Origin of the sequence: Micromonospora sp. NPDC049107 (assembly GCF_040648595.1) — a bacterium.
Lineage (GTDB): Bacteria > Actinomycetota > Actinomycetes > Mycobacteriales > Micromonosporaceae > Micromonospora.
In genome coordinates this window covers 34,430-49,365 of the sequence record NZ_JBEZEC010000012.1, presented here as the reverse complement: position 1 = coordinate 49,365, position 14,936 = coordinate 34,430, and the positions used below count along the sequence as shown (strand labels likewise).

9 protein-coding genes are annotated in these 14,936 nt (G+C 71.8%); all 9 read right to left on the bottom strand.

What is annotated here, in order from left to right; translation table 11 throughout:
* Positions 1 to 248: 248 nt before the first annotated feature.
* The 9 genes from rho to argS all read right to left on the bottom strand — a co-directional run bounded on the left by rho (position 249) and on the right by argS (position 14,927).
* The gene (rho, locus tag AB0B55_RS26735) at positions 249 to 2,384 is read right to left on the bottom strand and encodes a transcription termination factor Rho (protein WP_357174574.1); all 2,136 of its coding nucleotides are present in this window, start codon (positions 2,382 to 2,384) and stop codon (positions 249 to 251) included.
* A gap of 295 nt (positions 2,385 to 2,679) precedes the next feature.
* Complete coding sequence (gene thrB, locus AB0B55_RS26730) at positions 2,680 to 3,624, bottom strand: homoserine kinase (RefSeq protein ID WP_357174571.1); 945 nt, start codon at positions 3,622 to 3,624, stop codon at positions 2,680 to 2,682.
* Positions 3,625 to 3,690: 66 nt separating this feature from the next.
* Entirely contained in the window at positions 3,691 to 4,935 is a 1,245-nt protein-coding gene (locus tag AB0B55_RS26725; protein WP_357133934.1) for an MFS transporter, read from the bottom strand.
* Positions 4,936 to 4,946: 11 nt separating this feature from the next.
* A complete protein-coding gene (locus tag AB0B55_RS26720) occupies positions 4,947 to 5,762 on the bottom strand; it encodes a polysaccharide deacetylase family protein (RefSeq protein WP_357133931.1) in 816 nt (271 codons plus the stop codon).
* Positions 5,763 to 5,913: 151 nt separating this feature from the next.
* Positions 5,914 to 9,192, bottom strand: a complete 3,279-nt coding sequence (locus AB0B55_RS26715; protein WP_357174568.1) for an efflux RND transporter permease subunit — start codon at positions 9,190 to 9,192, stop codon at positions 5,914 to 5,916.
* Between the two features lie 118 nt (positions 9,193 to 9,310).
* Positions 9,311 to 10,360, bottom strand: a complete 1,050-nt coding sequence (gene thrC / locus AB0B55_RS26710; protein WP_357133925.1) for a threonine synthase — start codon at positions 10,358 to 10,360, stop codon at positions 9,311 to 9,313.
* A gap of 134 nt (positions 10,361 to 10,494) precedes the next feature.
* On the bottom strand, positions 10,495 to 11,805 hold the full coding sequence (locus tag AB0B55_RS26705; RefSeq protein WP_357134032.1) for a homoserine dehydrogenase: 1,311 nt from the start codon (positions 11,803 to 11,805) through the stop codon (positions 10,495 to 10,497).
* Between the two features lie 8 nt (positions 11,806 to 11,813).
* Positions 11,814 to 13,199 (bottom strand): diaminopimelate decarboxylase, encoded by a 1,386-nt coding sequence (gene lysA / locus AB0B55_RS26700; RefSeq protein WP_357174565.1) that lies wholly within the window; start codon positions 13,197 to 13,199, stop codon positions 11,814 to 11,816.
* Positions 13,200 to 13,259: 60 nt separating this feature from the next.
* A complete protein-coding gene (gene argS, locus AB0B55_RS26695) occupies positions 13,260 to 14,927 on the bottom strand; it encodes an arginine--tRNA ligase (protein WP_357133919.1) in 1,668 nt (555 codons plus the stop codon).
* Between the last annotated feature and the right edge of the window lie 9 nt (positions 14,928 to 14,936).

The following is a 14,936-nucleotide window of genomic DNA, read 5'->3' as shown; positions in this document are numbered from 1 at the left end:
CGTGAACCGGAACCGGTGTGGCCGATTGACCAGTGTGCCATGGGCCTGGGCCGACCCGGTAAGCGGGCCGCACACCTCGTCCGGCATCGTCAACACGGGCCTACCTGTCCGCATTCCCGCCGTCCGGGCAGGCATTCGTCCGGGGCCGTCGTGCCCCACCCGGGGTACGCGACGGCGGACGGGCCGGTCATGCCGAAGGGGGTACGGCCGCGGCCGTACCCCCTTCGTCGTCGGTCACCGGTGCGGGATCACTCCCCCGGCGTCGACTTCGCGATCTGCATCAGGAACTCGATGTTGGTGCGGGACTGCTTGAGGCGGTCCAGCAGCAGGTCCATCGCCGCCTGCGAGTCCAGCGAGTGCAGCACCTTGCGGAGCTTGTGGATGATGGCCAGCTCCTCGGGCGCGAGCAGGACCTCTTCCTTACGGGTGCCGGACGGGTTGATGTCGATGGCCGGGAAGGTCCGCTTGTCGGCGATCTTCCGGTCCAGCTTCAGCTCCGCGTTACCGGTGCCCTTGAACTCCTCGAAGATGACCGTGTCCGCCATCGAACCGGTCTCCACCAGCGCCGTGGCGATGATGGTCAGGGAGCCGCCGTTCTCGATGTTGCGGGCCGCGCCGAGGAAACGCTTCGGCGGGTAGAGCGCGGTGGAGTCGATACCACCCGACATGATCCGGCCGCTGGCCGGCGCCGCCAGGTTGTACGACCGACCGAGCCGGGTCACCGAGTCGAGCAGCACGACGACGTCGTGCCCCAGCTCGACCAGACGCTTGGCCCGCTCGATGGCCAGCTCCGCCACCGTGGTGTGGTCCTGCGGCGGGCGGTCGAACGTGGCCGCGATGACCTCGCCCTTGATCGACCGCTGCATGTCGGTGACCTCTTCGGGCCGCTCGTCGACCAGCACCACCATGAGGTGGCACTCCGGGTTGTTGCGGGTGATCGCGTTGGCGATCGCCTGCAGCACCATCGTCTTACCCGCCTTGGGCGGAGACTGGATGAGCGCCCGCTGGCCCTTGCCGATCGGCATGACCAGGTCGATGACCCGGGTGGTCAGGATGTGCGGCTCGGTCTCCAGCCGCAGGCGCTCCTGCGGGTAGAGCGGCGTGAGCTTGTAGAACTCGGGCCGACGCCGCGCCTCCTCCGGCTCCATCCCGTTGATCGTGTCCAGCCGCATCAGCGGGTTGTACTTGTCCCGCCGCTGGTCGCCGCTGTTGCCGCCCTCGCGGGCCGCCCGCACGGCGCCGGTGATCGCGTCACCGCGACGCAGGCCGTACTTCTTGATCTGGGACATCGAGACGTACACGTCGTTCGGGCCAGCCAGGTAGCCGGTCGTCCGTACGAAGGCGTAGTTGTCGAGCACGTCGATGATGCCGGCCACGGGGACGAGCACCTCGTCCTCGCCGACCTGCGGCTCACGGCCGCCGCCGGTGTCCCCGCCGGTCTCGCCGCGCTCGCCACGACCACGCCGACGGTCCCGGAAGCGGCTGCGCCGGCCACGCCGACCGCCGCCCTCGCCGTCCTCGTCGTCGCTGTCGCGCTCGACGCGCTGACCACGGTCGTTACGGTCGGCGCGCTCCGAACGGTCGTTGCGGTCGCCCCGATCGTTGCGGTCGTTGCGCTCGCCCCGCTCGGCACGGTCGCTGCGGTCGTTGCGCTCGGCACGCTCACCCCGCTCGGAGCGCTCGCCCCGATCGTTGCGCTCGCCCCGATCGTTGCGCTCGGCACGCTCGCCCCGCTCAGCACGGTCGCCCCGCTCAGCACGCTCGCCCCGATCGTTACGGTCGCTCCGCTCGGCACGCTCGCCCCGATCGTTGCGCTCGGTACGGTCGGCACGGTCGTTGCGCTCGGCACGCTCGCCCCGGTCGTTGCGCTCGACCCGGTCACGGCGGTTCTCGCCACGCTCGGAACGCTCGCCGCTCTCGACCTCGTCGGTGCGCGCCTCGGCGCCACGCGGCTCGGAGGTGCCGACCTCGGAGGTACGGGCCTCCGCGGCAGCGGTCCGGCTGCGCCGCGAACGACTGCGGCTCTCGGTCTCGGTGGCCGGCTCGGCCGGCGCCTGGTCGGTGCTGCGACCCTCGGCCGTCGGGCGGTCCACGGTCTCCCGCACCTCCTCACGCGCCGGAGCGGCCGCCGCGGCGACCTCGGCCCGCGGTCGAGGGGTTCCGGCGGCGTTGCCGCCCTGCCGCTCGGAGATCGCGGCGATCAGCTCACCCTTGCGCATGCGAGCAGTGCCGGAGATGCCGAGCGACGCGGCCAGGCTCTGCAGCTCTGGCAGCAGCATCGCCGACAGACCGGTACCGCTGCGCCGACGACGGGCGGGAGCGGCAGCGGTGGCATCGCCAGCGACGTTGGAAACATCCGACGTCACGTCGGTGGTGTCGCTCAATGGATTCCTTCCCTCGATAAGGCCGGGACTGCCCGGAGTCGGAGCTCAGGTGGCCGGGCGGCCTCGGTTCACCCGCCTCGCAAGGACGCGTCGCGGGAGTCTGTGACACAGCAGCCGGTGGTTTCCCGACCCACCAAACGTCGGTGGGTAGGTCTCGCCGTCTGCGGCGACCTGTGGAAACTGCGGTGCGGCGTGGGCCTTGGCAGGGGTGACGGGCTGACCGCCGAGAGCTTCGGGGGTGCGCCGCCCCGCAGGAGATCGCGTGCTTCGCGGCTGTGCTAGGTCTAGAGCGTAATCAACTCTTCCGACCTGCGGCAACAGGGTCCCGCTCGGCGTGTCCAAGTCTACCCCGGGCGACCCGGGCGCCGCTGACGTCTATCGGTAACTTCCAAATCTGCCAGTCTGTTCCCGCGTCGAAGCCCGCTGGCGGCTCGCCGAACGCCAGCACGCTCGGCCCGGCGCCGGAGACCACAGCCGCCACACCCGCCTCTCGCAGCGCGCTGACCAGCGACGACGTGCCCGGCATCCCGGCCGCGCGGTAATCCTGGTGCAGCCGGTCGACGGTGGCCGGCATCAGCAGCGCCGGATCCGTGGTGAGCGCGTGCACCAGCAACGCCGCCCGTCCCGCGGTCAACGCGGCGTCGGCGTGGGGCACGGTGGCCGGCAGGGCCGCCCGCGCGGTCGCGGTCAGGCCGCGCTCGGAGGGCACGAAGACAGTAGGTCGTACGGCGTCGGCGACCGGCAGGGACACCGCACGAGCGCCGGCCGTCTCGGTCCAGGCCAGCGTGAAGCCGCCGAGCAGGCACGGCGCGACATTGTCCGGATGGCCCTCGATCTCGGCGGCCAGCCGGAGGAGAGCCGGCTCGTCAAGCCGCTCCACGCCGTCGGCGACCAGGGCACGGGCCAGCAGCACCCCGGCCACGATGGCAGCCGACGACGAGCCGAGGCCGCGCGCCTGCGGTATCCGGTTGACGCACTCCACGCTCAGGCCCGTGGGCTGCGCGCCGAGGACGTCGAAGGTGGCACGCATGGCCCGCACCACCAGGTGCTGATCGTCGGCCGGCAGCTCACCGGCACCCTGACCGGTCACCGTCACCTGGACCCCGCCGGACGACACCTCGGCGGCCAGGTCGTCGTAGAGCCCGAGGGCGAGCCCCAGCGCGTCGAAGCCCGGACCGAGGTTGGCACTCGTCGCGGGAACCCGGACCCGGACCGGCCCGGCGGTGAAGTTCGTCGGCACGCGCTCATGCTAGGGCCCGACACCGACGATCCGGCCGCTCGCCCGCACCGTGGGACCGGCCGGGTGTCAGCCGGCGGCGTCGGAGACGGGCTCGGCGGCCGGGTCGGTCAACGAGAGACGCCGGGTGGCGATCCGCCAGCCGACCGCGTACACGACGGTGACCAGCCCGCAGCCGGCCAGCACCACCCGCTCGTCCACCACGTCCACGACCAGGGCCACCGCCAGTTGACTCACCGAGATGGCCAGTGTCGCGAGCATCATGTCGGTGGCGAACACGCGTCCGCGCAGCCGGTCCGGCACCTCACCCTGGAGGGCGAAGTTCGACATCACCCAGTTGCTGCCGCCGGCGAAGTGCGCCACGAACACCAACAGCAGCACCAGCGGGAACCAGCGGACGACGGAAGCGCCCACATAGGACAGCCCGTAGAGCGACATGGACAGCGCGAGGCCGGGCAGCAGCCAGGACCGGTTGGTCAACACCCGACGCATCAGGATGGGCCCGACCAACGCCCCCGCGCCGCGTACCGCGAAGAGCAGACCCGCGCCCAGCGAACCAACCCCGTACACGCTGGCGAGCAGCGGAAACACGGTCAGCACCCCGTTGCCCAGGCCGACCGCCGACTTGACCGTCACCAGCGCCAGCACCCGAGGTCGGTGCCCGATGTAGCCGAGCGCCTCGCGGACCGCCGACCAGGTCCGCTGCGCCGGCAACAACGGGTCGCGGGCCACCTGCAACGGCCGGCGGATCCGCGTGGCGAGGCCCGCGGCCAGCGCCAGGCCCGCCGCCGCCACCCAGAAGCAGGCGTACGGGCCGGCGGCCGAGCTGAGCACTCCACCCAGTGAGGCGCCCACCACCGTCATGGTGCCCCAGGCCGAACCGGCCACGGCGTTGCCGGCGGCCAGCTCGTGCGGCTCCAGAACGTTGGGCAGCGCCGCCTGCGCGGCGGGCGAGTAGAACGCCTTGGCGACCGCGACGGCCCCGATCGCCACCAGCGCCAACCAGGCCGTGCCACGGTCACGGACACCGAGCAGCAGCAACACACCGGCCAGCGCGGCCACGTTCGCGACAATCATGATCTTGCGCCGGTCGAACCGGTCGGCGATGGTGCCGGTGTACGGCAGCAGCAGCGCCACGATGCCGGTGTCCACCGCCAGCACCAGGGCGCCCCAGACGCCGCTTCCCGTCAGGTGGGGCAGCAGCACCAGCAGCGGCACCATGACGAACCAGTCGGCCCCGAAGACCACCAGCTCGGCGAGGAAGAGATTGCGGAAGCTCCGATTGCCGGTAAGGACCGAAAGGGTGGACGCCACGGACCGGCACCCTACCCGGTGGGCGTCGGGGCCACACCCGCTCCCAGCAGCGACGAGACGGTGACGAAGGTGTATCCGCGCTCCCGGAGTCCGCGAATCATGTCGGGGAGGCCGCGCAGCGCGACCAGCCGCCGCCGCTGACCGACGTCGTGCCCGAGCAGGATCGTCCCGGGCCGGACGCCGTCCACGATCCGGCGGGCATGACCGGCCGGATCGTCGGGAAACTCCCGCTCCACCATCTGCAACGACCAGAGCACCAGCCGGTAGTTCAACCGGGCGGCCGCGTGCAGCACCGCACCGCCCAGGTGACCGTACGGCGGACGGACCAGGCGGGGGGCCCGGCCCGTCACGTCGGTGATCACGTCGTGGGTGCGACTCAGGTCGTCGTACGCCTCGGCGGCGTCCAACTGGGCGAGGTCCCGGTGCGCCCAGCTGTGATTGCCCACCTCGTGCTCGCCGAGCCGGTCGCGTACGAGGTCGGGGTGCTTACGGACCTGGCTGCCGACCAGGAAGAACGTGGCGGGCACCCGGTGCTGGGCGAGGGTGTCCAGCACCATGGGCGTCCACTGTGGCGCCGGGCCGTCGTCGAAGGTGAGCGCGACCAGCCGCTGGGTGGTCGATCCCGACCAGACGACCGGCAGGACGCCCGCGCCGACGTCCTGCGCCCCGTTGCCGACGGTGGCGCTGGCCGGGCCGCCGGCAAGAGGCAGCCGCCGGTGGGTCAACCAGACGTCCGTGACGCCCGCCCCGGCGGCCGCTCCGGTCACCACCAGGGCGCTTCGGCGCAGCAGGTCGCGCCGGGACCACCCGCGCGCGCCCTCGGTCATCCGCCTGCCCCACTCGTCACCGCCGACATCTACCAGGAGTATGCAAGAAGTGACGCAAGGCTGCGGTCAGGTCGTTCGATCGATGTGGGCACAAAGAGCAGCGCCCCCGACAGGAGATCCTGCCGGGGGCGCTGCCCGCGATGTCGGTCGGCTACTCGGTCGGCTCCGACGGGGGCAGCGGCGACCTGCGGCTGCGGGGCAACCGCAGCACCTCGAACTGGTCCGTGCCGTCCACCAGCGCACCGGACGGCGCGGGGCGCGTCGCCGACGGCTGCGCGCTCTCGGCCGACGCGGCCGGTACGCCCGTCGGCACCGCCACCTGGTTCGGACCGTCCGGCTCGACGTTCTCCGACCCGCTCGGCACGGCGTCGCCGGAGCGCCGCCGATGACGCCGCTCCCGCAGCGACTCCTTGGTGTGCTCCACCATCGAGTAGAGCGTCGGCACCAGGACCAGCGTCAGCAGCGTCGAGCTGAGCAGGCCACCGATCACCACGACCGCCAGCGGCTGCGAGATGAACCCACCCTCGCCGGTCAGCCCGAAGGCCATCGGCAGCAGCGCGAAGATCGTCGCGACCGCGGTCATCAGGATCGGTCGCAGCCGACGCCGGCCACCCTCGACCACCGCCTCCTGGACTCCCATGCCCCGCGCCCGGTACTGGTTGATCAGGTCGAGCAGCACGATCGCGTTGGTCACCACGATGCCGACCAGCATCAGCACACCGATCAACGCCGGCACGCCGAGCGGCGTACCGGTGATCAGCAGCAGACCGATCGCGCCGGTGGACGCGAACGGGATGGAGATCAGCAGGATCAACGCCTGGGTGAGGCTGCGGAACGTGGCCACCATGATCAGGAACACGATCGCGATGGCGACGAGCACCGCCAGGCCCAGGTCGCCGAACGCGTCCGACTGGTCGGCGCTGACTCCACCGATGGTGAGGGTCGCTCCCGGGACGTCGATGCCGTCGAGCCGCTTCTGCAGCTCCTTCGTGGTCGCGCCCAGGTTGGACCCGGTCGCCGCGCCGGTCACCGAGACACTGCGCTCACCGTCGATCCGGGTCACCTGCTGCGGCCCCTCGGCCTGCGTGACGTCCGCGATGTCGTCGAGCTTCACCGGCCCGACCGGAAGGGCGCGCAGCTCCTCCACCGAGACCGGAGCGGTCGCGCTCAACCGCAGCACCACGTCCTGCTGACGCCCGTCGAGCGCCACCTGACCCAGCGGAGCGCCACGGAACGCCTGCGACACGAGCTGACCCACGGCGGCCTCGGTGAGGCCGACCCGACCGGCAGCGACCCGGTCGACGGTCACGTCCACCCGCGGCACCCGCGCGGCGAGGCTCGTGGTGACGTCCTCGACGTCCGGGACGTCGTCCATCGCCGTACGGGCCGCCTCGGCGGCGCGGGTCAGCACCTCCGGGTCGCTGGCCTGGACGATCACCTCGAGCTGACTGGTCGACGCGTCCTGGCCACCGCCGAAGCTGACCTCGCCCACGCTGGTGCCGAGCTTGTCGAACTCCCGGCGCAGCTCCTCGCGTACCTGCTTGGCGTCCTTGTCGCCGCCGAGCGCCAATGACCAGCTCGCGACGTTGTTACCGCCGCCACCCGCCCACGGCGTGTCGCCGCCGCCGGCCGTCACCTGGTACGTCTCGACTCCGTCGATCCGGCCGAGGACCGCCTCGACCTGCTTGGCCGCCGCGTCGGTGGCGGCCAGACCGCTGCCCGCCGGCAGCTCCTGCCGGAAGCTGAGCGTGTCCTGGCCGGAGTCGTCCAGGAAGTTCGTCTCCAGCTTCTGCGCCAGCCCGAAGGTGGCGAAGAGCACCAGCAGGCCGAGCCCGACGGTGATCCAGCGGGTCGACCGCTTACGGGTGGCGAAGCCGATCACCGGCAGGTACGCCCGCTGCAACGGGTTGTGCAGCTCCTTCTCCTCCGCGTCACGACGCACCGCCTCGTCGTCGACGGTGCCGCCACGCGGCTTGAGGAACCAGTACGCCAGCACCGGGATCACCGTCAGCGAGACCAGCAGCGAGGCGAGCAGGGCCACCGTCACGGTGATCGCGAACGGCGCGAAGAGCTGCCCCACGAACCCGCCGACCAGCGCGATCGGGGCGAACACCGCGACCGTGGTGAGGGTGGACGCGGTCACCGCGCCGGCCACCTCACGGACGCCGGTGATGATCGCGTGCTGCTTCTCCTCGCCGTACTCCAGATGCCGTTTGATGTTTTCCAGCACGACAATCGAGTCATCCACCACCCGGCCCACCGCGATGGTCAGCGCGCCGAGGGTGAGCAGGTTGAGCGAGTAGTCGCCGATCCAGAGGGCGATCAGCGCCACCAGCACGGAGAGCGGGATGGAGACCGCGGTGACCACGGTCGAGCGCACCGACAGCAGGAAGACCAGGATGACGATGACCGCCATCAGCAGGCCCAGCAGGCCCTCGGTGGTCAACGACTCGATCGACTTCTCCACGAACGGCGCCTGGTCGAACACCACCGTCAGGTCCGCGCCGGAGGCGTCCTTCAGGTCGGCCAGCCGGTCGCGGATCTCGTGGGAGATCGCCACCGCGTTGCCGTCCGGCGAAGCGGTGACGGCGATACCGAGGCTGTCCTTGCCGTTGGTCCGGGTGATCGCGGTGGCCGGGGCGAGCTGCTGCTCGACCGTCGCCACGTCACCGAGGCGCACCGGCGCTGCGCCGGGCGCGACGACGATGCCGCGCAGGTCGTCCACGGTGGCGACCGGCGTTCCGACCTGCACGGGCAGGGCCAGACCCCCCGAGGTCACCGCGCCGGCTGGGATGGAGACGCCGTTGGTCTTCAGGGCGGTGCCGATCGCGGTCGGCGCGAGCTTCGCCGCGGCCAGCTTGGCCGGGTCCGGGGTGACCACCACGACGTCGTCGCGGGTGCCGGTCACCTCGACCGTACGAACGCCCTCGATGCCCTCCAGCTCCGGCACCACCGTCGCGCGCAGCTTCTCGGCGAGCGCCCGCTCGTCCGCGCCGCCGGCCGCGGCCAGCACCACCGCCGGCAGGTCGTCGGTGCTGCCCGCGATGACCTGCGGGTCGACGCTGTCCGGCAACTGGGCGTCGATCCGGCTCAGCGCGGTCTGCATCTTGTTGACCACGTCGTCCAGGTCGGTGCCGAACTCGTACTCGACCTGGACGGTGGCCGAACCCTCGCGGGACGTGGAGGTGACCTTGTCCAGCCCCGGAATGCCCTGCAGGGCGTTCTCGATCGGCTCGGTCACCTGCGACTCGACGATCTCGGGTCCGGCGCCGGGGTAGGCGGCCACGATGAACGCGGCCGGGAACTCGAGCGACGGCAGCAGTTGCTGCTTCAGCGACGGCACGGCGAACGCTCCGAACGCCGTGGTCACCACCGCGATGAGGGCGACCAGCCCTCGGTTGGCGAGGCTGAATCTGGCGAGCAGCGACATCGGCCTGGCTCACTCCTGAAAGAGAATGCGGGCGGGGATACCTGAAAGTGTGCCGGACTCGATCACCGGAACCCCCGCCGCCCCCGGCGGCGGCCCACCGCCAGCCGCGCCAGCGCTCTCAGGCGAGGTCGAGGGCCCGGGCCGCGGCCAACGGATCGTTGCCGATGGTCAGCGGGGCGGGCGCGGTGGAGATCGCCCACTCCGGGTCCTTCAGGCCGTGACCGGTCACCGTGCAGACCACCGTCGAACCGGCCGGCACCGCGCCCGCCGCGGCCTGCTGGAGCAGGCCGGCCACGCTGGCCGCGCTGCCCAACTCGACGAACACGCCCACCTCACGGGCGAGCAGCCGGTACGCCGACAGGATCTCCCGGTCGGTCACCGCCGCGATGAGGCCGCCGGAGGCTTCCCGGGCGTCGAGCGCCTTCGTCCAGCTCGCCGGGTTGCCGATCCGGATCGCGGTGGCGATGGTGGACGGCTCCGGCACCACCTGGCCGGTCACGATCGGCGCCGCTCCGGACGCCTGGAAGCCGTACATCTTGGGCGCGCGGGTGGTGACGCCGGCGGCCTGCTCCTCCGAGTACCCCATCCAGTACGCGGAGATGTTTCCGGCGTTGCCGACCGGCAGGCAGTGGATGTCCGGAGCGTCGCCGAGCGCCTCCACGATCTCGAACGCGGCCGTCTTCTGCCCGTGCAGGCGGTCGATGTTGACCGAGTTGACCAGGGCGACCGGGTGATCCTGGGCGAGCTTGGCGGCGAGCGCCAGGCAGTCGTCGAAGTTGCCGCTGACCTGGAGCAGCTTCGCCCCGTGCACCAGCGCCTGGGCCAGCTTGCCCAACGCGATCTTGCCCTGCGGCACCAGCACCGCGCAGGTCAGCCCGGCCCGCGCCGCGTACGCCGCGGCGGAGGCGCTGGTGTTGCCGGTGGAGGCGCAGATGATCGCCTTGTTGCCGGCCTCGACCGCCTTCGACACCGCGAGGGTCATCCCCCGGTCCTTGAAGGAGCCGGTCGGGTTGGCCCCCTCCACCTTCAGGTAGACGTCACAGCCCAGCCGGGCCGAGAGCACGGGCGCCGGCAGCAGCGGGGTGTTCCCCTCGTGCAACGTGACGACCGGCGTGGCCGTGGTGACGGGCAGCCGATCCCGGTACGCCTCGATCAGACCCCGCCACATGTCAATCTCCTCGCTTTACCGCAGCTCCGACCCGAGCACCAGGTCACCCTGGACCACCCTGCCGGAGCCATCGATGGCACACCCCGGGTTACCCACCTGGCGGGACGCCCGAGCCGCCCTGATGGTCCAACGACTCAGGCGCCGCCCTCGACCCGCAGCACGCTCGTCACCGACCGGACGATGTCCAGACCGCGCAGCTCGTCGACGGTCGCGGCGAGCGCGGCGTCCGGCGCCACGTGGGTGACGATGACCAGCTCGGCGTCGCCGTCGCGGCCGGGAGCGCCACCGGCCGAGCCCTGGCGCACGGTCGCGATCGACACGTCGTGCCGGGCGAACACGCTCGCCACGGCGGCCAGCACACCCGAGCGGTCGGCCACGTCGAGGCTGACGTGGTAGCGGGTCAGCGCCTCGCCCATCGGCCGCACCGACAGGTCGGCGTACGCGCTCTCGCTGGCCGCGCGGACCCCGGCGAGCCGGTTGCGGGACACCGCCACCACGTCGCCGAGCACGGCGCTGGCGGTCGGCGCGCCGCCCGCGCCCCGGCCGTAGAACATGAGCTGACCGGCCGCGTCCGCCTCGACGAAGACCGCGTTGAACGCATCGCCGACGCTGGCCAGCGGGTGGCTACGCGGGATCATCGCCGGGTGCACCCGGACGCTGACCGTCTCCTGACCGGCCGCGTCGACGCCCCGGGCCGCGATGCAGAGCAGCTTGATCGTGCAGCCCATCGCCTGGGCGCTGGCCATGTCCGCGGCGGTCACCTCGGTGATGCCCTCGCGGTGCACGTCGGCCGCGCCGACCCGGGTGTGGAACGCCAGCGAGGCGAGGATCGCGGCCTTGGCCGCGGCGTCGAAGCCCTCCACGTCGGCGGTGGGGTCGGCCTCGGCGTACCCCAGCTCGGTGGCCTCTTCCAGGGCCTCGGCGAAGCCGGCGCCGGTGGCGTCCATCGCGGACAGGATGAAGTTGGTGGTGCCGTTGACGATGCCGGTGACCCGGTTGATCCGGTCGCCGTGCAGCGACTCGCGCAGCGGGCGCAGCAGCGGGATGGCGCCGGCGACGGACGCCTCGTAGTAGAGGTCCCCGCCACCCTCGGCGGCTGCCTCGTGCAGGGCCACGCCGTCCTCAGCGAGCAGCGCCTTGTTGGCGGTGACCACGCTCTTGCCGGCGCGCAGTGCCTCGACCAGCCAGCTCCGGGCCGGCTCGATCCCGCCGACCACCTCGATGACCACGTCCACGTCGTCGCGTTTGATCAGGCCGAGCGCGTCGGTGGTGAACAGGCTCTCGTCGATCGGCAGGTCACCACGGTCGCGGCCGAGCCGACGGACGGCGACGCCGGCGATCTCCAGTGGAGCGCCGATGCGGGCGGCCAGGTCGGCCGACTGCTCGTGCAGCAGCCGGACCACCTCCTGGCCGACCGTGCCGCAGCCGAGCAGAGCCAAGCGCACAGGTGACGTCATCCCACATCCAATGCCAGCAGGTCCTCTTCGGTCTCCCGCCGGACGATCAGGCGCGCCTGGCCGTCACGTACCGCGACGACCGGCGGCCGGGGCACATGGTTGTAGTTGCTGGCCATGCTCCGGCAGTACGCGCCGGTGCCGGGCACCGCGACAAGATCTCCGGGCTGCACGTCGGCGGGCAGGAATTCATCCTTCACCACGATGTCCCCGGACTCACAGTGCTTTCCCACCACGCGGGCGAGCAACGGCGCCGCGTCCGAGGCGCGCGAGGCCAGCGTCGCGGAGTAGGACGCGTCGTAGAGGGCGGTACGGATGTTGTCGCTCATCCCGCCGTCCACGCTGACGTACGTCCGGATGCCGTCGAGGTCCTTGACCGTGCCGACCTCGTAGAGCGTGAACACGGCCGGCCCGACGATGGCCCGACCCGGCTCGATCGACAGGTGGGGAACGGCCAGGTTCTCCGCCGCGCACTCCGAGTCGACGATCTTGCGCAGCCGCTTGGCCAGGTCCTGCGGGGTCGCCGGGTCGTCCTGGGTGGTGTACGCGATGCCGAAGCCGCCGCCCAGGTCCAACTCGGGAAGCTCCACCCCCCGGGCGTCGCGGATCTGCGCCTGCAGGGCGAGCACCCGACGGGCCGACACCTCGAAGCCGCTGGCGTCGAAGATCTGCGACCCGATGTGCGAGTGCAGCCCACGCAGCTCCAGTACGTCCTCGTCGAGGATCTTGAACGCGGCGTTGGCCGCCGCTCCCCCGGCCAGGGAGAAGCCGAACTTCTGGTCCTCGTGGGCGGTCGCGATGAACTCGTGGGTGTGCGCCTCGACGCCCACGGTGACCCGGACCAGCACCCGGGGGCGGACGCCGCGCTCGCGGGCCAGCGCGGTCAGCCGGTCGATCTCGGTGAACGAGTCGACGATGATGCGGCCCACCCCGGCGTCCAGCGCCCGACCCAGCTCGGCGACCGACTTGTTGTTGCCGTGGAAGCCGATCCGCTCCGGCGGCATCCCGGCCGAGAGCGCGGTGGCCAGCTCGCCGCCGGTGCAGACGTCCAGGTGCAGGCCCTCCTCGGCGATCATCCGGACCACCGCCCGGCAGAGGAACGCCTTGCCCGCGTAGTAGACGTCCTCGGTCGGGAAGGCCGCCCGGAAGTCGCGGCAGCGTGAGCGCAGGTCGGCCTCGTCGAGGACGTACACCGGGGTGCCGAACTCGGTCGCGATGTCGCGGACGCTCAGGCCCGCGACGGCGACCGCGCCGTCCGCGCCGCGCGTCACGCTGCGCGGCCACAGCGCCGGCACGAGGGCGTTGACGTCGGCCGGGGTACGCAGCCAGGCCGGCCCCTGGTTGCTGATGTCCGCGTGCAGCGCACCAGCCTCGTGAGCCCGCATTACTTGTCTCCGCTTCGCGACTGCGGGGCTCGCAAGCTCACTCCTCGCGCTCGCACGCGATCACATCCTCTCGGGGGCGGAGACGCCGAGCAGGCGCAGACCGTTGGCGATCACCGTGCGGGTGGCGTTGTTGAGCCAGAGCCGGGCGCGGTGCAGGTCGGTGACCTCCTCGTCGCCCAACGGCAGCACCCGGCAGTTGTCGTAGAACCGGTGGTAGGAGGCGGCGACGCTCTCCTCCAGGTAGCGGGCCACCCGGTGCGGCTCGCGCAGCTCGGCGGCCGTGGCCACCACCGCCGGGAACTCGGCGAGCGCCTTGAGCAGCTCGTTCTCCTTCTCGTGCTCGAGCAGCTCGGGGCGGAACGCGTCGGCGTCGCCCGGAACCAGGCCCACCTCGGCGGCGTTGCGGGCCACGCCCGCCGTCCGCGCGGCCACGTACTGCACGTAGTAGACCGGGTTGTCGCGGGTCGCCCGCGTCCACAGCTCGATGTCGATGTCGATCGGTGAGTCGCTGGAGTAACGGGCCAACGCGTACCGGGAGGCGTCCACGCCGATCGCCTCGACCAGGTCCTCCAGGGTGATCACCGTGCCGGCCCGCTTGCTCATTCGCATCGGGGCGCCGTCGCGCAGCAGGTTGACCAGCTGCCCGATGAGGATCTCCAGGTTGCGCTCCGGGTCGTCGCCGAAGCAGGCGGACATCGCCTTCATCCGGCCGATGTAGCCGTGGTGGTCGGCGCCCAGCATGATCACGACCCGCTCGAAGCCGCGCTCCCGCTTGTCCAGGTAGTAGGCGCAGTCCGCGGCGAAGTACGTCCACTCGCCGTTGGACTTGCGCAGCACCCGGTCCTTGTCGTCACCGAAGTCGGTGGTCCGCAGCCAGGTCGCGCCCTCGGACTCGTACAGGTGGCCCTGCTCGCGCAGCCGCGCCAGCGCGAGGTCCAGCTCGCCCCGATCGTGCAGGTCCTTCTCATTGAAGTAGGTGTCGAACTCCACGCCGAAGTCCCGCAGCGACGAGCGGATCTCGTCGAACATCAACGCGACACCCTCGACGCGGAACACCTCCTGGGCGGCGGCGTCGTCCAGGCCGAGCACGTCGGGCCGGCGGGCCTGCACCTCGGTCGCGATCTCCGCGATGTACGCGCCGCCGTAGCCGTCCTCCGGCACGGCCTCGCCCTTCGCGGTGGCCAGCAGCGACCGGGCGAAGCGGTCGATCTGCGAACCGGCGTCGTTGAAGTAGTACTCCGTGCCGACCTCGGCGCCGGTGGCCCGCAGCAGCCGGCTCAGCGCGTCGCCGACGGCCGCCCAGCGGACGCCCCCGATGTGCACGGGACCGGTGGGGTTGGCCGACACGAACTCCAGGTTGATCTTCTCGCCCGCGAGGCGGTCGCTGCGGCCGTACTCCGCGCCGGCCTCGACGATCACCCGGGCGAGCTGGCCGGCGGCGGCGGCGTCCAGCCGGATGTTGAGAAAGCCCGGCCCGGCGATCTCCACCGACTTGACCCCGGGCGCCCGACCCAGCTCGTCGGCGAGGGCGCTGGCCAGCTCACGCGGCGGGACGCCCACCTTCTTGCTCAACTGCAGAGCGAGCGTGGAGGCGTAGTCGCCGTGCTCGGGGTTGCGCGGTCGCTCCACCACCGTGCGCTCCGGCAGCGCGGCGTGATCCAGGCCACGGTCGGTGAAGACGGCGTGGGCGGCGGTGAGGACGACCGAGGCGAGTTCTGCAGGAGTCACCCAACCATG